Source organism: Lentzea flava, from assembly GCF_014648475.1.
Lineage (GTDB): Bacteria > Actinomycetota > Actinomycetes > Mycobacteriales > Pseudonocardiaceae > Lentzea > Lentzea flava.
Genome location: NZ_BMRE01000001.1, coordinates 517,595 through 538,866, shown reverse-complemented (window position 1 = coordinate 538,866; position 21,272 = coordinate 517,595). Strand labels below are relative to the sequence as shown.

18 protein-coding genes are annotated in these 21,272 nt (G+C 69.5%); 14 read left to right on the top strand and 4 right to left on the bottom strand.

From position 1 onward, the window contains the following. Window positions 1–14: 14 nt before the first annotated feature. Entirely contained in the window at window positions 15–1,136 is a 1,122-nt protein-coding gene (locus tag IEZ09_RS02595; protein WP_189251858.1) for an agmatinase family protein, read from the bottom strand. 444 nt (window positions 1,137–1,580) lie between these two features. Here IEZ09_RS02595 and IEZ09_RS02590 point away from each other — a divergent pair, with 444 nt between their 5' ends. From IEZ09_RS02590 to IEZ09_RS02580, 3 genes are read left to right on the top strand one after another with little or no spacing between them, the layout of a single operon-like run. Next, window positions 1,581–2,636: an NAD(P)/FAD-dependent oxidoreductase gene (locus tag IEZ09_RS02590; protein WP_189251857.1), complete on the top strand. Its 1,056-nt coding sequence runs from the start codon at window positions 1,581–1,583 to the stop codon at window positions 2,634–2,636. Next, complete coding sequence (locus IEZ09_RS02585) at window positions 2,633–3,994, top strand: amidohydrolase family protein (RefSeq protein WP_189251856.1); 1,362 nt, start codon at window positions 2,633–2,635, stop codon at window positions 3,992–3,994. The genes IEZ09_RS02590 and IEZ09_RS02585 overlap by 4 nt, the downstream gene beginning before the upstream one ends. Beyond that, the gene (locus IEZ09_RS02580) at window positions 3,972–4,922 is read left to right on the top strand and encodes a LacI family DNA-binding transcriptional regulator (RefSeq protein WP_189251855.1); all 951 of its coding nucleotides are present in this window, start codon (window positions 3,972–3,974) and stop codon (window positions 4,920–4,922) included. The genes IEZ09_RS02585 and IEZ09_RS02580 overlap by 23 nt, the downstream gene beginning before the upstream one ends. A 4-nt stretch (window positions 4,923–4,926) precedes the next feature. Here the strand turns inward: IEZ09_RS02580 and IEZ09_RS02575 are convergent, their stop codons facing one another. The 3 genes from IEZ09_RS02575 to IEZ09_RS02565 all read right to left on the bottom strand — a co-directional run bounded on the left by IEZ09_RS02575 (window position 4,927) and on the right by IEZ09_RS02565 (window position 6,415). Beyond that, window positions 4,927–5,250, bottom strand: coding sequence for an avidin-fold protein (locus IEZ09_RS02575; RefSeq protein ID WP_189251854.1), 324 nt, complete (start codon window positions 5,248–5,250; stop codon window positions 4,927–4,929). Beyond that, window positions 5,247–5,609 carry a cupin domain-containing protein gene (locus IEZ09_RS02570; protein WP_189251853.1) on the bottom strand — a complete coding sequence of 121 codons (363 nt, stop codon included), beginning with the start codon at window positions 5,607–5,609 and terminating at the stop codon, window positions 5,247–5,249. The genes IEZ09_RS02575 and IEZ09_RS02570 overlap by 4 nt, the downstream gene beginning before the upstream one ends. 92 nt (window positions 5,610–5,701) lie before the next feature. Beyond that, entirely contained in the window at window positions 5,702–6,415 is a 714-nt protein-coding gene (locus tag IEZ09_RS02565) for a response regulator (protein ID WP_189251852.1), read from the bottom strand. Between the two features lie 409 nt (window positions 6,416–6,824). Here IEZ09_RS02565 and IEZ09_RS02560 point away from each other — a divergent pair, with 409 nt between their 5' ends. From IEZ09_RS02560 to IEZ09_RS02510, 11 genes are all read left to right on the top strand, one after another. Continuing rightward, a complete protein-coding gene (locus IEZ09_RS02560) occupies window positions 6,825–8,102 on the top strand; it encodes a lysine N(6)-hydroxylase/L-ornithine N(5)-oxygenase family protein (protein ID WP_189251851.1) in 1,278 nt (425 codons plus the stop codon). After that, entirely contained in the window at window positions 8,102–9,622 is a 1,521-nt protein-coding gene (locus IEZ09_RS02555) for a class I tRNA ligase family protein (RefSeq protein WP_189251850.1), read from the top strand. The genes IEZ09_RS02560 and IEZ09_RS02555 overlap by 1 nt, the downstream gene beginning before the upstream one ends. Continuing rightward, a complete protein-coding gene (locus IEZ09_RS02550; protein ID WP_189251849.1) occupies window positions 9,622–10,665 on the top strand; it encodes an NAD(P)/FAD-dependent oxidoreductase in 1,044 nt (347 codons plus the stop codon). Before IEZ09_RS02555 ends, IEZ09_RS02550 begins: the two co-directional genes overlap by 1 nt. A 43-nt stretch (window positions 10,666–10,708) precedes the next feature. Continuing rightward, window positions 10,709–11,926 carry an MFS transporter gene (locus IEZ09_RS02545; protein ID WP_189251848.1) on the top strand — a complete coding sequence of 406 codons (1,218 nt, stop codon included), beginning with the start codon at window positions 10,709–10,711 and terminating at the stop codon, window positions 11,924–11,926. Further along, window positions 11,923–13,158 carry an ATP-grasp domain-containing protein gene (locus tag IEZ09_RS02540; protein ID WP_189251847.1) on the top strand — a complete coding sequence of 412 codons (1,236 nt, stop codon included), beginning with the start codon at window positions 11,923–11,925 and terminating at the stop codon, window positions 13,156–13,158. Before IEZ09_RS02545 ends, IEZ09_RS02540 begins: the two co-directional genes overlap by 4 nt. A gap of 91 nt (window positions 13,159–13,249) precedes the next feature. Then, on the top strand, window positions 13,250–14,518 hold the full coding sequence (locus tag IEZ09_RS02535; protein ID WP_189251846.1) for a lysine N(6)-hydroxylase/L-ornithine N(5)-oxygenase family protein: 1,269 nt from the start codon (window positions 13,250–13,252) through the stop codon (window positions 14,516–14,518). Next, a complete protein-coding gene (locus IEZ09_RS02530; protein ID WP_189251845.1) occupies window positions 14,515–15,807 on the top strand; it encodes an ATP-grasp domain-containing protein in 1,293 nt (430 codons plus the stop codon). The genes IEZ09_RS02535 and IEZ09_RS02530 overlap by 4 nt, the downstream gene beginning before the upstream one ends. An 11-nt stretch (window positions 15,808–15,818) precedes the next feature. Then, entirely contained in the window at window positions 15,819–17,018 is a 1,200-nt protein-coding gene (locus IEZ09_RS02525; RefSeq protein WP_189251844.1) for an acyl-CoA dehydrogenase family protein, read from the top strand. 17 nt (window positions 17,019–17,035) lie between these two features. Continuing rightward, on the top strand, window positions 17,036–18,229 hold the full coding sequence (locus IEZ09_RS02520; RefSeq protein ID WP_189252202.1) for an acyl-CoA dehydrogenase family protein: 1,194 nt from the start codon (window positions 17,036–17,038) through the stop codon (window positions 18,227–18,229). Between the two features lie 23 nt (window positions 18,230–18,252). Beyond that, the gene (gene tsrT, locus IEZ09_RS02515) at window positions 18,253–19,938 is read left to right on the top strand and encodes a tryptophan 2-C-methyltransferase (protein ID WP_189251843.1); all 1,686 of its coding nucleotides are present in this window, start codon (window positions 18,253–18,255) and stop codon (window positions 19,936–19,938) included. After that, a complete protein-coding gene (locus tag IEZ09_RS02510; protein ID WP_189251842.1) occupies window positions 19,935–21,272 on the top strand; it encodes an FAD-binding oxidoreductase in 1,338 nt (445 codons plus the stop codon). The genes tsrT and IEZ09_RS02510 overlap by 4 nt, the downstream gene beginning before the upstream one ends.

The window sequence follows — 21,272 nt, the reverse complement described above, 5'->3', positions numbered from 1 at the left end:
GTGGGAGAAGGCTGTCAGCGTCGAGGGAGGTGGCCCGCGCGGACGAGGCAGCCGAGGGTGTCGCAGATGACCCTGGTGGCGATCAGCGACGTGATCTCCGCCTGGTCGTACGGGGGAGAGCACTCGACGACCTCGATGCCCGCGAGCGGCTGCGCGGCGACCAGCTGGATGAACCTGAGCACCTCGCGGGGCAGGAACCCGCCGGGCTCCGGCCAGCCGGTGCCGGGCACGAACGCCGCGTCGAGGCAGTCGACGTCGAAGCTCAGCCAGACGGCCTCGGCGCCGTCCCACGCCACGTCCAGCGCCCGCTGCGCGGCGGCCTCGATGCCCATCTCCACGCAGTCGGTCACCGTCATGATCGTCGTGCCGCGCTCGCGCCCGACCTTCACACCGGGGCGCGGTGCCTGCCAGCCGCCGATGCCGATCTGGACGAGGTTGCGGGCCGGCACGTTCGGGATGTCCGTCGCGTGGAACCACGGCGTGGTGTGCATCCGCTCGTCGAGATCGGTTTCCTGCGTGTCGACGTGCCGGTCGAAGTGGATGATGCCGAGATTTCCCCGCAGGTGCTCGGAAACACCGCGCACGGTGGGATAGCCGATCGAGTGGTCGCCCCCGAGGACGACCGGAAAGGCACCCGACGCGTACACGTGCCCGACCGCCTTGCTGATCTGGTCGAACGTCTTCTCGATGTTGCCGGGAATGGTGAACACGTCGCCGACGTCCGCGATGGTGATGGACTCGCGGAGGTCCACGCCGAGTTCGAAGTTGTACGGGCCGTACAACGCGGAGATCTTGCGGATGCCCTGAGGCCCGAACCGGGTGCCGGGCCGATAGGTGGTCCCGCCGTCGAACGGTGCGCCGAGCACGACCACGTCGTACTCGCCGCACGTGCGGACGTCCTCCACGAACGGCGCCTTGAGAAACGTGTTGATGCCCGCGAAGTGCGGCAGCTCACCGCGGGAGAACGTGGGGATGCGTCTGTCCACAATGGAGTCCGCTGCGGGGAGCCCCAGTTCCAGGCCGCGGGCGACCTCGCGTTCCCATCCGGTCGTCGGCAGCACGCTCTCGCGTTCGACGGCTCTGCGGGCTTCCGGGCCGTAATTGTCGTGCAACGGTTGGCCGCCGGGCTCAGTCATCGGTGTCCGCACGCTTCCTCTGCGCATTCTTGATGTACCGAAATGCGGAGGTCCCCGAAAACTCCATGTACTTTCTCATGCACCTGGACGGAATGGCTGTGAATCCAGGCCCAAATGAGATTCCAAGCGTAGCGGTGTGCGCAACCCCTTCCGGTCGCGGGCGGGGTTGTCGAATGGAGCAACGATTTCCGGTACTTCGAGTTTCCGTTGTGAGAGATACGCCCGTGGCCTGCGGAGTTGGCGTGCAGGTGGTCCAGGCCAATGCCGTGCCGTTTCGCAGAATTACGATGTTTGGGGCCAACCGGGTGATTTGACAGAGGCCTTCTGGGAACGTTGTCAGAGGGCTCGTGCGGAACGTGGCAATTGACTGACGCCGACGCGCGGGGCTACGGTGCAACTAGTTGCATGAAACTAGTTACATCACACGGACCGCGGAGGTGCGGGATGCGGATCATCGTGGTGGGTGCCGGGGTCTACGGGGCGGCTGTGGCCGCGTCGCTGGTGCGGCGAGGCGCGGCGGTGACGGTCGTCGACGCCGGTGCGCCGGGGTCGGGAACGTCCGGCGCGTCGTTCTCGTGGGTCAACTCGCGCGACAAGCGGCCGCTCGTCTACCACGAGCTCAACGTCGCGGGAATGGCGGCGCACCAACGGTTGGCGGCCGCGTTCCCGCCCGGCGACTGGTACCACGGTGGCGGCGGCGTCGAGTGGACCACCGACGCGGCGGGGCTGGGCGCGAAGGTCGACGGGCTCGTCGCACTCGGGTACGGGGCCAAGCTGCTCAGCCGCGCCGAAGCGCTGGAGCTGGAGCCCGGCATCGATCCGGACCGGCTCCCGGCCGACGGCATCGCGTACTACCCCGACGAGGGCTGGGTCGAGCCGACGCGGTTGATCGCCCATCTGCTGTCGAGGGACGTCGACGTGGTCGCCGGCGACGCCGTGGTGGGCCTGGACGTCAGCGGTGACGCGGTGCGGGCCGTGCGGCTGGAGGCCGGGCGGGTGCTCGCCGCGGACGCCGTCGTGAACTGCGCTGGACCGCAGGCGGCCGAGGTGGCCGCGATGGCGGGGCTCGCGCTGCCGATGCGCAACCTGCCGTGCGTGCTCGTCTACACCTCACCTGTCGCGGTGCCGCTGTCGCGGGTGGTGCACGCGCCGGACGTCCACTTGAGACCGGAGGGGGACGGCCGGATCCTGTTGCACTCCAGCGAGGTCGACCGGGGCGGGCAGGAGGCGGTGGACGAGCTGGTGCGAGCCGCCGCGTCGCTCTACCCCGGGATCCGGGCGGCGACCGTCGAGAGCGTGCGCACGGGGGAGCGGCCCATCCCCGGCGACGGGCTGCCGGTCCTGGGGCGGGTGGCCGATCTGCGCAACTACTTCTTCGCCGTGTCGCACAGCGGGGTGACGCTGTGCCTGCACGCGGGCGAGCTCGTCGCCGACGAGGTGCTCGGCGAGAACAGGGACGACGCGCTGGCGGCGTTCCGCTTCGAGCGGTTCGAGCGATGACGACCGTCGTGCGCGGCTGCGACCTGGTCGACGGCCGGGGCACCGAACCTCGGCGCGGTGTCGACGTCGTCGTCGAGGGTTCGACGATCCGCGAGATCGTCGAACCGGGAAACGGCGCGTACCCGTCGGCCGAAGTCGTTGACGCACAGGGAATGTTGGTGATTCCAGGTCTGATCAACAACCACACGCACGGCACCGCGTACGGCCCGTTGTTCCCCAGCGGCCACGAACCGTTGCCGCACAGGCAGGTGAACGCGAACCTCGACCGGCACCTGCTCGAGGGCACGACGACGGTGCTCTGCGTCGACGGGTTCATCACCGCGGAAGCCGTTGCCAGGACCGACGAGGCACATCCGGTCAACGTGAAGGCGGCCTCCTGCAACACACCCGCGTGCCTCGATGCGGCGATGATCACCGATGGGGGCGGGCTCACGGAGGCCGACAGGGCGTTCACCGCGCGTCAGGCCGTCGCCGAAGGAGCGGTGGCGCTGGGGGAGATCGGCTCGGGCCACACCCTGGGCGGCGGAGGGGCGAGCTACCTGTACCTCCCCGAGGAGATCGCGCGGCGCACGGGCGTGCGGGTGACGAGGTCGCAGGCCAACGAGTTGAAGATCGCGGTGCTGGGCAGGCACATCAGCGCGTCGGCGTTCGACCGCGACGCGGTGGAGGAGGCGCTGGAGAACGCGGGCCTGGCCGGACTGCTCTCCGTCTCCGACGTCCGCGAGATCGTGTCGGGCGTGGTGCTGCCCGCGTTCGACGTCGCGCTGCGCGGCTTGGCCGAGGCGGCGGAGGAGGCAGGGAAGCTGGACGTGCCGGTGCTCGTGCACAACGCGGCCGCGTCGATGACGCAGGTTGCCGCGATCGCGAGGACGGACGTGCGGCTGATCGCCGGCCACTCCAACCACCCCAGCTTCACGACGCGGGAGGCCCTGGACCACGCGGCGTGGCTGAAGGAGCGGGGAGTGGTGATCGACGTGTCCATTTTGGACACGTTCAGGGGCGGGAGGCCGGACCTGACCCCGGACCTGCTCTTCGCCATGTTCGAGGCAGGACTGGTGGACACGATCTCGACCGACTACGCGGCCGGCCACCACGACCCGATCCTGCTGGCGATCGACCGGGCGACCAAGGCGGGCGTGGTGAGCCTGCCCGCCGCGATCGCGATGGCCACGTCCGCCGTCGCCGACACGTTCCCAGGCCTCGCACCCCGGCGCGGCCGGATCGTGCCGGGCGCGGTCGCCGACCTGGTGGTGACCGACCCGGTGGCGCTGGACGACGTCCGAACCGTCATGATCAGTGGCAGGATCGCAGTGCGGGAAGGCAGGCTGGTCGCGGATGAAGCGAGTGACGATCGGTGACGTCGCCGCCCACGCGGGGGTGTCCACGGCGACGGTCTCGCGCGTGCTGAACGGCGGTCTGGTCGCCGAGTCGACCGCCGCGAAGGTGTGGGCGTCCGCCGAGAGCCTCGGCTACAGCCCGAACGCGCTGACGAAGAGCATCTTCGCCGGCCGGTCGAGCACCATCGGCGTGATCATCCGAGACCTGAGCAGCCCGTTCTACCTGGACCTGATCCGGGGCGTCGACGAGGTGGCCGCGGCGAACGACAGCCCGGTCATGCTGGCCAACACCGACCGCCGCACCGACCGGGAGGCCGCCCAGGTGCGCGCGATGGACCAGCACCGGGTGCGCGGCCTGATCACCACCGCCGACGAGACCGCCGACCCCCAGGCCCGCCGGATGGCCGCCAACGGCACACCGTGCGTGCTCGTCGCGCGCACGGCCCCGGGCCTGCACTCGGTCAGCCTCGACGACGTGGCGGCCGGCCTGCTGATGGCCCTGCACCTGGCCGAGTGCGGCCGCTCGCGGGTGGGAGTCGTGAGCGGCAGCCACCGGCCGACACAGGTCAATCGCGTGCAAGGGCTGCGGCAGGGGCTCGCCGAGAGCGGCCTGCCGCAGCCCGAGGAAGTCCTGGTGGAGAACGAGGACGAGGTGGATGGCGCGGTCGGGTCGTTGCTGCACTGCGTCGACGCCGTGGTGTGCACGACCGGCCGGTTGACCGTGTCCGTCCACACGGCACTGACGGCTCGGGGGCTGAAGATGCCCGACGACATCGGGTTCCTGACGATGGACGAGTTTCCGTGGGCTGGCGCGCTCGGGATCAGCGTGGTCGCGCAGCCGTCGTACGAGATGGGGCGCAGGGCGGCGGAACTCGTCGTGGAGGAACCTGCGGTGCCAGAGCGGGTCGTCTTCCAGCCGACGCTCGTCGCCCGCGGCTCGTGCGGCTGAGACGTCAGCCGACCTCGTCGATGTACGACGTGCCCGCCGCGGCGTGCGGGCCGTAGCGCTCCCACTCCTCCCGCAGCCGCAGGCGCCCCTCCGCCGTGAACTCGGGCGTGTTCACGGTGTGCCCGCAGATCACGTCGCCGTTCGTCAGCACCATCGTGTATCCCATGTGGAGGGTGCCGTCCGGCGCGCGCGTGCCGGCGAGCGAGCCGCGGCGGACGGTGCCACCGGCGAAGTCGGCCCAGACCAGGTCCCCTTCCTGGTGGTACTCGGCGATGGTGTGCGGGTCGCTGTCGGGCTTGCGGAACTTGCGGCCGTTGTAGTCGATCACGCCAGGTACTCCTCGGCCATGATGCCGTCCCACCAGATCGCGTAGTAGGAGAAGTTTTCCTCGTGCCGGTTGAGGACGTGGTGGTCCACGTTGCCCGGCATCAGCATCAGGTCACCCGCCGCGATCTCGTGGGTGTGCTCGCCCACGACGACCTCGGCCCGTCCCGCCATCGCGATGAACAGCTCCTGCTCGCGGTGCTGGTGCGTGTCGGTGCGGTCGCCTGGGCGCAGGACGCACCAGGCGCCGCGGAACGGTGTGGCCAGGCCGGGCCACGGGTGCAGCAGTTTGAGGTCGAGCCCGTGTTCGCGGACGAGGTTCTCCGGCTCGCTTCTGCGGAAGTCCACGTGGTCTGTCGGCATCCCAGCTCCGATCGGCGTTTCGGCGACGACGCGGAGCGTAGGTTCGCGGGTTTCCCCACCGACAGAGGACGCTTTCCCTTCCGTGCCAGGAACTACCGCCCCAGGCCGGCGTCGCGGGCGAGGACGATCGCCTGGGCGCGGTCGGCGACGCCGAGCTTGGCGAAGATCGACGACACCCGGTTGCTGATGGTCTTCGAGGCGAGCGCGAACTCCCGCGCGATGGCGACGTTCGACCGGCCGGCCGCGATCCTGTCGAGCACCTCCCGTTCCTTGCCGGTGAGCTGGGGGAACGGGTACGGCGGTTGGTCGGCCGGCGGGTGCATGAGCGTTCCGAAGCGGGCGGCGATGGTCTTGCCGATGAGGAACTCGCCCGCGGCCACGGCCTGGATGCCGCGCACGATCTGGTCGGGGTCCGCGTTCTTCAACAAATAGCCCCGCGCGCCCGCCCGAATGGCGGCGAGGACGGTCGCGTCACAATCGAGCGCACTGAAGACCAGAATGCCCGTTTCGGGGCATGCGCGCGTTATTTGTTCCACTAATAGGCAGTTTCCCGCTCCCACGGTGTCGACGTCGATGACGAGCACGTCGGGTTGGCACCGCATTGTCTCGGCGAGCACCTCGGAAGAAGTAGAAGCTTCACCTACAACGGAAACGCCGTCCACGCGTTCGAGCACCGAACGCACTCCGTGCCTGATGGCTGGCTGCGTGTCGGCCAGCACCACCGTGACTGTCGCAGGTCTGTGCAGGACCGCGATGTCGTGGCCGCGGCGCAGCGTTGGCAGGGCCGCGTGTTCCACCTGAGTCATCCGACTCCCCCGAAAATAGCTGTTCGTGTCATTCCACAGCGGTCACCTGATCTCCCCCAAAGAGCGGCACCGGCCGTAGGGTATATCGCCTCATCGGGGTAAGTCGCGATCTCGAAAACGCGGTTTTCACTCGTTCGGCCCAACGTGATCCTTGGTGCTGATGACGACCGGAGTAGCGGCGTGACTGCGTTCGGCGCGCCCGTTCGGCGAAGCGGCCCAACGCGGGGGCGCAACAGGTGACGCCCGGTGAGCGCCACCATGATCACTCTCGGTGAACCGGTTCCGTACTTCTTTGTCCCATAAGGGAATCGGCATTGCCCATGCGGATCGGGAACAGTTCCCCTACCTGTTGGGAAGGGCCGCTACCTAGCCTCTGGAACGCCACTCGGGGACGAACAGAGGGGGACGTGTGACTGTCCAAGACGTGGGCGTACTGGCGATCGGCGCGGGCCCGGCGAATCTCGCCCTCGCGGTCGCGATCGAGGAGTCCGGTGCGCGGGAGCTCGCGAGCGACACGCTCGTGCTCGAGCAGCACGAGGACGTCAAGTGGCAGCGCGGCACGCTGATGCCGTGGGCGCGCAGCCAGGTGTCGTTCCTCAAGGACCTCGTGACGTTGCGCAACCCGCGCAGCCGGTTCTCGTTCCTGAGCTTCCTGCACGAGCAGGGGCGGCTCGACGAGTTCGTCAACCTCGGCACGTTCCACCCGTACCGCTGGGAGATGTCCGACTACCTGCAGTGGGTCGCGTCCTCTTTGGACCGCGTCGCCGTCCGCTACAACGCGCGCGCCCAGCGGATCGAGCCCGCCCGCGAGAACGGCGTGATCACCGGCTGGACCGTGACGCTCGCGAACGGCGACGTCATCCGGTGTCGCGACCTGGTCGTCGGTGGCGGCCGGGACCCGCACGTGCCCGAGGTGTTCGCCGGCCTGCCCGCGGACAAGGTCGTGCACAGCTCGCAGTACCTCAACCGCATCGGTGGCGTGCCGAAGGATCGGCCACTGCACGCCGTCGTCGTGGGTGGCGCGCAGAGCGCCGCCGAGATCTTCTACGCGCTGCACTCCGACCTGCCCGACAGCCGGGTCACGATGGTGGTGCGGTCGATCGGCCTGCAGAACTACCAGACCAGCAAGTTCATCAACGAGGCGTTCTTTCCGTCCTACGTGGACGAGTTCTACGACACGCCGGAAGAGGTGCGCGCGCAGATCCTCGACGAGATGCGGTTCGCGAACTACGCGGGCCTCGCGCCGCCGTTCCTCGACGAGCTCTACACGATGCTGTACCAGCAGAAGATGCTGGGACCGCAGCGATCCTGCGTCCGGTCGATGACCGAGGTGCTCGACGCGCGGCAGGACGGCGACGAGATCGTGCTCGACCTGCACGACCGCAAGACCGGCAAGGTCGAGCCCGTGCGCTGCGACCTCGTGGTGCTCGGCACCGGCTACGACCAGCGGATGCCCGCGATGGCACGCGACCTCGCCGACCGGCTCGGGCTCGAAGGCATCGCGGTCAGCCGGCAGTACCGCGTGGACATCGGCGATGCCGCGTGGGGTGCGCTGTACCTGCAGGGCGTCAACGAGAAGACGCACGGCATGTCCGACTCGCTGATCAGCGTCCTCGCGCACCGGTCGCAGGACATCGTGAACGACCTGCTCGCCCGCCGCGGCGCCGCCGAGCTGAGGAGTGCCTGATGAGCAAGCTCCTGGTGATCGCTCCCGGCCCGACGGCGAACGGCGACCTGCACCTCGGTCACCTCGCCGGACCGTTCCTTGCCGCCGACATCTGCGCGCGGTACGCCCGTGCCGCCGGGTGCGACGTGCTGTTCGGCACCGGCATCCACTCGACGCAGAACTACATCGTCACCACCGCGCGCCGTCTCGGCGTCCGGCCGGAGGACCTGCGCGAGAAGTCGGCGGGCGAGGTCGAGGCGTCGCTCGCGGCGATGGGCATCGAGCCGGACGGGTTCGTGCGGTTCGACGAGCGGTACGTCAAGACGGTCGTCACGTTCTTCGACCGCCTGCACAGCGCGGGCAAGCTCCGGCTGCGCGCCGTGGAGTTCCCGTACTCACCGCGCACCGGGGAGTTCCTCACCGACGCGTACGTGCGCGGCGGTTGCCCGGTGTGCCTGAGCGACGGCTGTGCCGGGTTGTGCGAGGGCTGCGGTCACTGGATCGCCTCCGGCGAGCTGGTCGACCCCAGGTCCACATTGGACCCGGACGACCCGGTCGAACTGCGCTCGGCGGAGGTGCTCGTCCTGCCGGTCGAGGAGTACCGGGCGGGACTGGAGGAGTTCTTCGCGCGGCACGCGCCGACGTTGCGGCCGAGGCTCGCGCGGATGATCGAGGAGATGCTGGCGCGGCCGTTGCCGGACTACCCGATCACGCTGCCCATCTCCTGGGGCATCCCCGCGCCGTTCCCCGAGGTCGCCGGTCAGGTGTTCTACTCCGACACCGAGACCATCACCTGGAGCATCCACGCGTCGGCACTCGCGGCCCAGCGGCGCGGTGAGGTGCTGGAGAGCGACGACCAGCTGTGGTTCGGCGACACGGAGGTCGTGTACTTCTTCGGCTCCGACGCGGGTTTCGCGTTCGCCGTCGCCGGTGTCGCGATGCTGCTCGCCCTTGAGGAGTACGTGCTGCCGGAGCAGTTCGTCACCAACGAGTTCTACGAGCTGGAGAACGACAAGTTCTCCACCAGCCGCGGCCACCTCGTCACCGGCCAGGAGCTGCTGGCGCAGGGCGTCCCGCGCGACCTGATCCGGTTCTACCTGGCCTCGACCAGCCCGGAGTTCCAGCGTACGAACTTCACCCGCGCCGCGATGGCGGAGGTGACGTCGTCGCGCCTGGTTGCCCCGTGGAACCGGATCGCGGCGAAGGTCAACGCGCTGGCGCCGGTCGCGCTGCCGGTCTCGGAACGCTCCCGCGTCGCCGCGCGGCTGATGGCCGAACGCTTCGCCGGCGCCTACGACGTGCGGCGGTTCAGCGTCACGGCGGCGGCGTTCACGCTCACCGAGCAGCTCGCCCGCCTGGACTCCTTCCCGCTCACGGCGGAGAACGCGGGCGACTTCTGCCACGAGGTCGACGTGTTCCTGCGCTGCGCCGCGCCGATCCTCACCGACCTCGCGGCTTCGGCGTTGCCGGACACCGCGATCCCCGCGACGTTCGACACCGCGCGGTTCACGCCGAGACCTCTGCCGGAACTTCCCGAGTGATGGCCAGGATCGTCATCGTCGGGGCGGGCGTCACCGGCCTCGTGACGGCGGTGGAGTGCGCGCTCGCCGGGCACCGGGTGACGGTGCTCGACCGCGGCAGCATCCCCAGTCCGGTGTCCACGTCGTTCGACCAGCACCGCGCGATCCGGACGTTCGTCCCGGACGACGTGGACGCCACTCTCGGCCGGATCGCCGCGCATCGCCGGTGGCTGGAGCTGGAGTCGTTGCTGGACACCAGGTTCTACCGCCGGGTCGGCATCGTCACGGCGTGGCCGCGCGCCCTGGCCGCGGTGATGGCCGGGCAGGCGGTGGCGTGCGGGCTGCCGGTCGAGACGCTGGAACCGGAGAAGCTGCCGCACCTGGCGTTCGCCGACGACGCGGTGGGCGTGCTGGAGGTCGACGCCGGGGTGTTGCTCGCGACCCGCGTGCTGGTCGCGGCCGTGCGCTGGCTGATCGAGCACCCGCTGGTCTCGTTGCGGCCCAACAGCCGCGTGACCGCCGTCGACACCGGCCGCGTGTGCGTCGAGGGTGGCGGTACGGTCCGGGCGGATCTGGTGCTGGTCGCCGAAGGCCCCTGGACCGCCGAGCTGGTCGACGTCCCGGTGCGGCTGTTCCGCCAGACGATGGTGTACCTGCGGCCTCCCGAGCCGCTCATGCGCTGGTGGGAGACCGCACCCGGTGCCGGACGCCTCGGCGACGACGGCAGGGCGTGGCTGCTGCCACCCGGCGACGGCACGCTGCTGAAGATCAGTTCGGACGCCGTCTGCCGCGAGGTCGAGTCCGTCGACAGCGCCGAGCCGTACCAGGACTGGGCCGAGCAGCTGCTCGCCGCGTCCGTGGTGTCCGATGTGGACCGGTACACCGTGGTCGCGGTGAAGCACTGCCACTACGCCGCCGACGCGGTCACGGGTGGCGCGCGGCTCACGGAGGTGGCGCCGGCCGTCTGGGCCCGCGCGGCCTGCGGTGGCTCGGGGTTCGCGTCGGCGCCGCTGGTGGCCGCACGCATCGTGGGCGCTCTCGGCGCGCTCGGGGAGGCGGCGTGATGTCTGGTTCCGGTTCGGTCAACACTCCTGAGGAGGCAGCCTGATGACAGAGAAGACCGGGGTGTTCGCCACGTTGCGGGCGACCCCCACCCCCGTTCGCTACCTCCTCGGCGGCGTGCTGATCAACCAGCTCGGCGCGTTCGTCCAGACCTTCATCCTGCTGTACCTGACCTTCCGCGGCGACGCGATCGGCATCGCTGGTCTGTGCCTCGCCGCGTACAGCGTCGGGTCGATCTTCGGCACGCTGCTCGGCGGCGAGCTCACGCACCGGCTCGGGCCGCGCACGACGATCACCCTGGCCATGCTGGCATCCGCGCCGCTGGTCTCGTCGATCCCGTTCGTGGCCCAGACCCCGGTGGTGTTGTTCCTGGTCGTGGGCCTGGCAGGGCTGGTGACGCAGGCGTACCGGCCGGCCGCCGCGGTGCTGCTCAGCGATCTGATGCCGGAAGAGCACCAGGTGATGGCGTTCTCGATGATGCGCATCGCGCTGAACACCGGCGCCGCACTCGCCCCGCTGATCGCCGCCGGGCTGATCCTCGTCGACTGGGACCTGCTCTTTTACCTCGACGGCGCCACGGCACTGATCTACGCGCTGCTGGCGTACGCGCTGCTGCCGCGGGTCGAGGCGAAGGAGGAACGCGAAGAGAAGTCCACTGTGGACTCCCGCACCGCGTACTCCAGGATGCTGGGCGACGGGAAGTACCTCGCCTACCTCGCCGCGGTGTTCCTCGGCACGATCGCGTACGCGCAGTCCGTCACGGCGCTGCCGCTGGAGATCGTCGCGGACAAGTACCCGACCGGCCTCTACAGCGCGGTGCTCACGATCTCCTCGGTCGTGCTCATCACGTGCGAGCTGAAGATCACGACGTACATCGTCAAGATCCCGGTGCACGTCGCGGTGCTCGCCGGGCACCTGGTGAACTCGCTGGGTTTCGCCCTCTACGCCCTCGCCGTGCACTCCGGGACGTTCGTGATCCTCGGCGCGGTGTTCGCGGTGAGCGGCCTGATGATCGCCGGGCCGAGCATGTTCGCGCACCCGGCGAAGTTCCCGGCGGCGTACAAGTCCCGCTACATCGGCACGATGCAGGCCGTCGTCGGGCTCGCGTCCGCCGTCGGCCCGCTGTTCGGCGTGTTCACGTTCAACTCCCTCGGCGGCGCGTTCTGGATCGTCATCGCGCTGGTCAACGGGGTGGCCGGGCTGCTGGCGGTGTACGGCGTCCGTGAGGCGGAGAAGCCCGTGCCCGTGGGAGGTGCGGCGTGAAGCCCGTCATCGTCGTCGGGTTCGTCGGTGTCACGACCGGCCTGATCGCCGAGTTCCAGCCGGACGACTCGCTCATCTACGTCGAGGAACCTGACGTGGTGCGCAAGCGGCACGTGCGCGAGCAGATCGAGGGCGTCGGGTTCGTCCGCGGCCTGATCGAGTGGGAGTACCTCACGCCGGGCAGGGCCGACGAGTTCTTCCACGCCCACCGCGACCTCGACCCGGCGGCGGTCGTCCCGGCGATCGAGTACGCGACCCCGTTCGCCGCCCGGCTCGCCGAACGCTACGGCCTGCCGGGGGCGACGCTCGGCGCGGCGCAGATCATGCGGGACAAGGCCCTGCTGCGGCAGGTCACCGCGGCCGCCGGCATCCGCAACCCGGCCAGCGTGCGGGTGACGAGCCCGGCCGAGGTGCTGACGTTCATGCGGGACCGGCCGATCGTGCTCAAGCCGTCGAACCGCCAGGCGTCCGTGGGCACCCAGGTGATCCACGACCCGGACGACGTCGAGCAGGCCTGGGCGCACTGCACCCGGCAGGACGAGGGCATCTTCGTGCCCGACCGGCCGATGGAGCTCTCGATGCTCGCCGAGGAGTTCGTCGAAGGCGAGGAGTTCAGCGTCGAGATGCTGGTGGGGAACGGGAAACCGCTGTGGGCCAACGTCACCGGCAAGCAGCTCGTCCCGGGCCCGCGCCCGGTCGAGCTCGCGCACATCGTGCCCGCGGACATCCCGCCCGAGCTGGACGACCTGCTGAAACGCGAAACAGCGCGGGTGATCGACGCGACCGGGTTCCGCGACGGCATCGTGCACTGCGAGTGGATCGTCGCCGGCGGCGTCCCACATCTAGTGGAGTGCGCGGGAAGGCTGGCCGGGGACGGCATTCTGGACGTCGTCCAGCTCGCCTACCCGGTCGAGCTGCTGCGCTGCTACTACGCCGTGCTCAAGGGCGAGGACCCGCCGAGCGACCTGCCCGCACGCGCGAAATCCGGTGCGGCCGTGCGGTTCCTGACGATCGAACCCGGTGTCGTCGAGAGCGTCGAAGGCGTGGACGAGGCACGGCAGCTCGACGGCGTGCACCTGCTGCAGGTCACGGTCGCGCCGGGGGAGAGGTTCGACGGCCTGCGCAGCTCGTGGGACCGCGCGGGCATCGTCATGGCCACGGGTGACACGTCCGCGGAGGCGTTGCGCCGCGCGGAAAACGCCGCGAGCACCGTCCACATCGAAGTCCGGTAATTCCCGGGCGGTCGGGAACGGTTCCTCTTCTTCTCGGGGAACTTCGTTGTCTAGCTTCATTTTCGGCTGCGAAACCATCGGAGGGGGCACTGTGACTGACCGAGAGGTTGGGGTACTGGCGATCGGCGCGGGACCGGCGAACCTGGCGCTCGCCGTCGCGATCGAGGAGTCCGAGTCGGACCTGGCCGAGAACACCCTCCTGCTGGAGCAGAGCCCGGACGTCAAGTGGCAGCGCAACCTGCTCATGCCGTGGGCGCGCAGCCAGGTCTCGTTCCTCAAGGACCTGGTGACCCTGCGCAACCCGCGCAGCCGCTTCTCGTTCCTCAACTTCCTGCACGACCAGGGGCGGCTCGACGAGTTCGTCAACCTCGGCACGTTCAGCCCGTTCCGCTGGGAGCTGTCGGACTACCTGCAGTGGGCCGCGAAGTCGTTGGAACGCGTGCAAATCCGCTACGACTCCCGCGCGCAGAGCATCGAGCCGACGCGGTCGGACGACGGCACGATCACCGGCTGGGAAGTGTCCCTCGTGGACGGTGACCGGATCAGCTGCCGGGACCTCGTCGTCGGCGGTGGCCGCGACCCGCGCATCCCCGACGTGTTCGGCGAGCTGCCGGCCGAACGGATCGTGCACAGCGCCCAGTACCGCACCAGAATCGCGCGGATACCGAAGGACGAGCCGTTGCGTGCCGTGGTCGTGGGCGGGGCGCAGAGCGCGGCGGAGATGTTCTACGCGCTGCACCAGAACCTGCCCGAGAGCCAGGTGACGATGGTCGTCCGGTCGATCGGGCTGCAGAACTACCAGCACAGCAAGTTCGTCAACGAGCTGTTCTACCCGTCGTTCGTGGACGAGTTCTACGACAGCCCGCCCGAGGTCCGCAAGCAGATCCTCGGCGAGATGCGGCTCACCAACTACGCCGGCCTCGCACCCGAGTTCCTCGACCAGCTCTACACGATGCTGTACCAGCAGAAGACGCTCGGGCCGCAGCGCTCGTGGGTGCGGCCGATGACCGAGGTCGTCGCCGCCCGCGTGGAGAACGACGAGGTCGTGCTCGACCTGCGCGACCGCATGAGCGGCAAGGTCGAGCCGCTGCACTGCGACCTGGTGCTGCTGGGCACCGGGTACGACCCGCGCATGCCGTGGCTCGTCCGCGACCTGGCCGGACGCGCCGGCATCGACGAGATCACCGTCAACCGCAGCTACCGCGTCGACCTCGGCGACTCCGCGTGGGGCGCCATGTACCTGCAGGGCGTGAACGAGGAGACGCACGGCATCGCCGACTCGCTGATCAGCGTCATCGCCCACCGCTCGCAGGACATCCTCACCGACCTGCTGGCCCGCAGAACGGGAGTCAAGGCATGAGCAACCCCGCGATCCTCGTCATCGGCAGCGGACTCAAGGTCTACCGCGAGTACCTCGTCGCGCCGATCGCCCGCCGCGCCAAGGCTGCTGGCATCGACCTGGTCCTGATCAACAACCTCAAACCCACCTGGCAGCGCCAGTACTTCGACGAGATCATCGTCGCGAACGTCTTCGACTCCGAGACGATGGGCAGGGCGGCCCGCGAGGTCGTCGCACACCGCACCGTCGTCGGCCTGATGTGCTGGGACGAGCCGCTGGTCCTCGACGCGGGACTGCTCGCCGCCGAGTTCGGCGTGCCCGGCCTGTCCGCGGCGGGCGTGCGCGGCTGCCGCGACAAGGAACGCACCCGTGCCGTGCTCACCGCCGCAGGCCTGCACCAGCCCGGTTTCGAGCTCACGACGACCGTCGAGCAGGCGCGTGCGGCCGCCGAACGCATCGGCTACCCGGTCGTGATCAAGCCGCGCGCGATGGGCGCCAGCATCGGCGTCGTCTTCACCACCACCGAGTCCGAGCTCGACGAGGCGTTCCACACCGCGCTGGCCGCGAGCCAGGTGGACCCCGGTCCGTACCGGGCGAGCGCGATCGTCGAACGCTACGCGCCGGGCCAGGAGATCAGCGTCGACGGCGCCGTCCACAAGGGCGAGTACCTGCCGATGTTCTTGGCGCGCAAGCACTCCAGCGACCACCCGTACTTCGAGGAGGTCGGGCACGTCGTCGACGCCAACGACCCGCTGCTCGACGACCAGGACCTGATGCGGCACCTGGCCCAGGCGCACGAGGCGCTCGGCATCGAGAACGGCATCACGCACGCCGAGGTGCGGCTGACCGACCGCGGCCCGCTGATCATCGAGATCAACGGCAGGCTCGGCGGCGACCTCATCCCGTTCCTCGGCCGCACCGCCACCGGTGTCGAACCCGGCGAGGTGCTGTTCGACGTGACGATCGGGCAGCGCCCCGACATCACGCCGAAGCACCGCCGCGTCGCGGGCATCCGCTTCGGCATCCCCGAGCAGGACTGCGTGCTGAAGTCGATCACGCTGCCCACCGCGGCACCGGGCCTGGTCGCGGCCTCGCCGATGTGCGAGCCCGGTACGACGTTGCGGCTGCCGCCCGGCGGCTACCTGGCGCGGCATTCCTTCGTGGTGTGCGAGGCCGACGACCCGCGGACGTGCGACGAGCGGTTGACGGCCGCCGCCGACCTGGTGGAGCTGGAGACCGAACCGGCAGGGCCGGCCGATCCCGGCGCGCCCTTCGCGATGCCCGCGGGGCTTCTGGATGTGGACGAGTGAGGAGCGAGAACATGACCACGGTGGCCGACGAGCCCCGCACGGCGACCGAGATCATCGCCCGCGCCAGGGCGCTCGCGCCGGTGCTGCGCGAACGGTCCGCGGAGATCGAGGAGGCCGGGCAGCTCCCGCCGGACGTCGTCGAGATGCTGCGCTCCACCGGCGTGCACCGCATGTGCTTCCGCCGCGAGTGGGGCGGCCCCGAGCTCACGTCGATGGAGCAGACGCAGGTCGCCGAGGCGCTCGCGTACGGCGACGCGTCCGCCGCGTGGTGCGGCATCATCGGCGCGAACACCGGTCTGCTGGCCAACTTCCTCGAACCGGACGTGGTCCGCGAGGTCTACCCGCGGCTGGACATGATCACCGCCGGCGTGCTCGCCCCTGCCGGGCGCGCCGACAAGGTGCCGGGAGGGTTCCTGCTGAGCGGCCGGTGGTCGTTCGGCAGCACCATCCACCACGCCGACTGGGTGATGTCCGGTGCGTTCGTCTTCGAGAACGGTGAACCGTACGCGAGCCCGGACGGCAGCAACCCGCACGAGTCGCGCCAGTTCCTCGTGCCGCAGAGCCAGGTCGAGATCCTGGACAACTGGGACACCACCGGTCTGCGCGGCAGCGGCAGCTCCGACTACACGATCACGGACGTGTTCGTGCCCGAGGAGCACACGCTCACGTTCGACAACCCGCGCTGCGAACCGCACCCGCTCGCGCAACCGGAGTCGTTCATGCGCAGCCTCTGCGGGGTTCCGCTCGGTGTCGCGCGTGCTGCCCTGGACCACGCGCGGGAAACGGTGTTGCAGCGCGTCGACCGGATGACCGGCACGGACTGGGCGGACATCTGGCGCGTGCAGGTGACGCTGGCCGAGTGCGAGGCCGACTTCAACGCCACGCGCAACGGCGTGTACTCGGCGATGACGCGGCAGTGGGAGGTCCTGTCGTCCGGCGGCACGCTCGACGATCTCACGCCGAACGAACGCGCCGCGTCACCGATCGCGTGGCTGCACGCGTTCCGCACGTCCCGCTCGATCGTGAACCGGCTGTTCGACCTGCTGCAGACGTGGTCGATCCACCGGTCCTCGCCGATGGACCGCTGGATGCGCGACACCGCGACCATGTGCCAGAACCTCTCGGCACAGGACGCGATCCTCGAGTCCGCGGGCGCGTACCTGCTCGGTCGCCGGCCCAAGTTCCGCATCTGCCTCGGCATCGTCAAGTAGGGGGAGTTCAGGTGACCATGACGAGGGAACCCGCCGCCACCACGGCCGCGGAACTCATCGAGCGCGCCAGAGCGCTGGCGCCGATGCTGCGGGAACGGTCCGCCGAGATCGAGCAGCTGCGGCACCTGCCGCAGGACATCGTGGACACGTTGCGGGACAACGGTGTGTTCCGCATGTGCTTCGGAAAGCACTGGGGCGGCCTGGAACTGACCTCGATGGAACAGCTGGAGGTCGTCGAGGCGCTGTCCTACGGGGACGCTTCGGTCGGCTGGTGCGCCATGATCGGGTCGAACACCGGCATCTACGCCGAGTTCCTCGACCCGGTCGTGGCGAAGGAGATGTTCCCGAACCCGGACCAGATCGTCGCCGGTCTGCTCCAGCCGTCCGGCCGCGCCGAGAAGGTGCCCGGCGGCTACCGGCTGAGCGGGCGCTGGCCGTTCGGCAGCGGCATCCACCACGCCGACTGGGTGATCTCCGGCGGGTTCGTCTACCAGGACGGCGAGAAGTACGCGAGCCCGGACGGCAGCAACCCGCACGAGTCGCGGCAGTTCCTCGTGCCGCGCGACCAGGTCGAAGTGATCGACAACTGGGACACCACGGGCCTGCGCGGCAGCGGCAGCTGCGACTACACGATCACCGACGTGTTCGTGCCGGAGGAGCACTCGTTCAGCTTCGACAACGTCCGCGGCCGCCGCGGCCCGCTCGCCCAGCCCGACGCGTTCACCCGCACGATGTGCGGCGTCTCGCTCGGCGTCGCGCGTGCGGCGCTGGACTACGCCCGCGAGATCGTGTTGCAGCGCGTCGACCGGATGACGGGCACCGACTGGGCGGACATCTGGCGCGTGCAGGTGACTCTGGCGGCGTGTGAAGCCGACTTCAACGCCACCCGTGCCGGTGTTCGCGGCGCGTTGGAACGCCAGTGGGAAGTGCTGGCCGCCGGTGGTGTGCTCGACGACCTCGACCCCGTCGACCGCGCCGCCTGCCCGCTGTCGTGGGTGCACGCGTTCCGCATGTCGCGCTCGATCGTGAACCGGCTGTTCGACCTGCTGCAGACGTGGTCGATCCACCGGTCGTCGCCGATGGACCGCTGGATGCGCGACACCGCCACGATTTGCCAGCACCTCGCCGCGCAGGACCGGATTCTCCAGTCCGCCGGCGCCTATCTGGTGAACGCCAAGCCCGAGTTCGGCATCGCCCTCGGCATCGTCTAGTTCTGACCAGCGGGGGAGATTCGATGAGCAGAGGCCTGGTAACACTCGTCAACCCGAACAAGGTGCACCCGCCGATCGCACCGTACGCGCTCGACGTGCTCACCACGTCGCTGGAGAACGCGGGGTTCGAGGTCGAGGTGGTGGACCTGACGTTCCACCGCGACGACTGGAAGACGTTCCTGACGGAGTACTTCACGACGCGCGAACCGATGCTGGTCGGCATCACGGTCCGCAACACCGACACCGTGTACGCGTTCGAGCAACGCCCTTTTGTGGGCGAGCACAAGGAGATCATCACCGAGATCACCCGCCTGACGGAGGCACCGATCGTCGCGGGTGGCATCGGGTTCTCCACGATGCCGTTCGCGCTCGTCGACTACTTCGGCGTCGACTTCGGTGTCAAGGGGCCGGGCGAGGTGATCGTGGTCGACCTGGCCGACGCCATCGCGACCGGACGTGACACCTCCACTGTGGACGGACTGATCCGCAACACCCCGGACGGGATCGTCCGCACGTCCACCGTTCTCTCCCCGAGACCGCTCGTCGGGCCGACCGTGGTCAAGACGTGGCAGGTCGACGGTGCCGGGACGTACGTCCGAAGATCCGGGGACAAGTACAAGGTGGACAACGGCGAGTACTACCGGCGTGGTGGTCTCGCGGGCATTCTGACCAAGTCCGGCTGTGTCTACCGGTGCGCGCACTGCGTCGAACCGGATGCCAAGGGCGGTGCCGTCGCACGCCGTGACGTCGCCGCCGTCGTGGACGAGATGCAGTCGTTGGCCGCACAGGGGATCCTCGACCAGCACACCACCGACAGCGAGTTCAACCTGTCGATCTCGCACGCCAAGAACGTGCTGCGCGAGATCGTGCGCCGCAAGCACGCGAGCGCGGCCAACCCGCTGAACGACCTGCGGCTGTGGGTGTACTGCCAGCCCTCGCCGTTCGACGAGGAGTTCGCCGACCTGCTCGCCGCCGCCGGGTGCCGGGGCGTGAACGTCGGCAGCGACCACATCCGCCAGGACGTGCTCGCGAACTGGAAGGTCACCGGCAAGGGCACGACGTACTACACGTTCGACGACACCGAGCGGCTCGTGCGGCTGTGTCGGGAGCGCGGCATCAAGACCATGGTCGAAGCGCTGTTCGCCATGCCCGGCGAGACGTGGGAGACCATGCGCGACTGTGTCGACGCGTTCATGGCGCTGGACGCGACGGTCACCGCGTTCTCGTTGGGGCTGCGGCTCTTCCCGCACCACCCGCTCGGCATCTCGATCGCCGAGCAGTGCGCGGGCGTCCGCACGGTGCCGGGTCTGCAGTCGAACACCGCGAGCGGGCCGATCATCCTGAAGCCGTTGTCGATGTGCGCGGATCTGGTCGAGTACGAGAAGCAGTTCATGTTCGACGAGCGCGGCGAGTTCCGGCTCGTCTGCTACTTCTCGCCGGACCTGCTGGAGGACGAGGGCACGAACACCGACCCGAACGGCCGCTGGTCGCGCACGGTCGAGTACCTCTGGTCGCTCGTCGACCCGTCCGACCACCACCGCGTGATGCTGCCGACGCTCGCGGGCATGAGCGAGTCCGAGAACAACTACGCCGACAACCCGTTCCTCATCGGCCTGACGAGCCTCGGCTACAAGGGCGCGTTCTGGTCGCACTGGCGGGAACGCGAGGAGATCCTGCGCGAGGCCCAGCTGGCAGGTGTCGTCCAGTGACGTTCGACGGTCTCGCCGCCCGGCTCCGCGGCCGGGTGCTGCTGCCAGGCGACGACGGCTTCACGAGCGGCAGCAAGCCGTTCAACGAACGCTACGCCGGCATCGTCCCGGCGGCGGTGGTGTCCGCAGCGTCCACAGAGGACGTCGTCACGGCGATCACGTGGGCGCGGGAGAACGACGTGCCGCTCGTCGCGCGCGGTGGCGGCCACAGCTACGCGGGAGCGTCCGTCAACACCGGACTGGTCCTCGACCTGCGCGGCCTCGACCAGGTGCACGTCGACCCCGGCACAGGCCTGGTCACGGTCGGGGGCGGCACGCGGATGCGCGCGCTGTACGAGGCGTTGCGGCCGCACGACATCACGTTCCCGCTGGGCAACTCGGACGAGGTCGCGATCGGCGGCCTCACCCTCGGCGGGGGAGTGGCGGCGGTGTCGCGGGCGTTCGGCCTGACCTGCGACTCGCTCGTGAGCACCGACGTCGTGCTGGCGGACGGCAGCACGGTGAGGTGTTCCGCCGAGGAGAACCCCGACCTGTTCTGGGCGTGCCGGGGCGGTGGCGGCGGCAACTTCGGCGTCAACACGTCGTTCACGTTCCAGGCGCGGCCGGTCGTGAACAGCGCGACCTGCCTGCTGCTGTGGGAGTGGGAGCACGCGGTCGATGTCGTGCTGGTGGCGCAGGAGATCCAGCGCACCGCACCGGACGCGTTGTCGTTGCGCATCGGCCTGACCAGCAACGGAATGGTGTCGCTGATCGGCTGGCACCTCGGCTCTGCCGACGAGCTGCGCGCGGTGCTCGCGCCTTTGCAAAGCACCCGGCCGTCGCGCTGCGACATCGAGGACAGGACGTACTGGGAAGCGGTGGAGTACGTGCACCACGAGACGGCCGGTGGTGCGTTCGCCGGCCGGACGCGCACGACGTCCGTTCCGCTGCCGGAAGAAGGGGTGCGCACGCTGGTCGCGGCCGTCGGCAAGTGGCCAGGCAGCAGCAATCCGGACGGCGGCGGGGCGGCGTTGTTCGGCTGGGGTGGCGCGATCAACGCGCTGTCCCCGACGGACACGGCCTTCCCGCACCGCGACGCGTTGTTCCTGGTCTCGCTCGACACGTCGTGGCTGCCGTCGGACGGTCCGCAGGTCGTGCGCGACAACCTGGAGTGGCTGACGGCGTTGCACGAGGACATCGGCGAACACACCGACAACGCGTCCTACCTGAACTTCACCGACCCGGACCTACCGGATTGGCGGCAGGCCTACCACGGCCCGAACCTCGCCCGGCTGACCGAGGTGAAGCGCCGGTACGACCCCGACCGGTTCTTCGAGTTCTCCCAGGCGATCTGA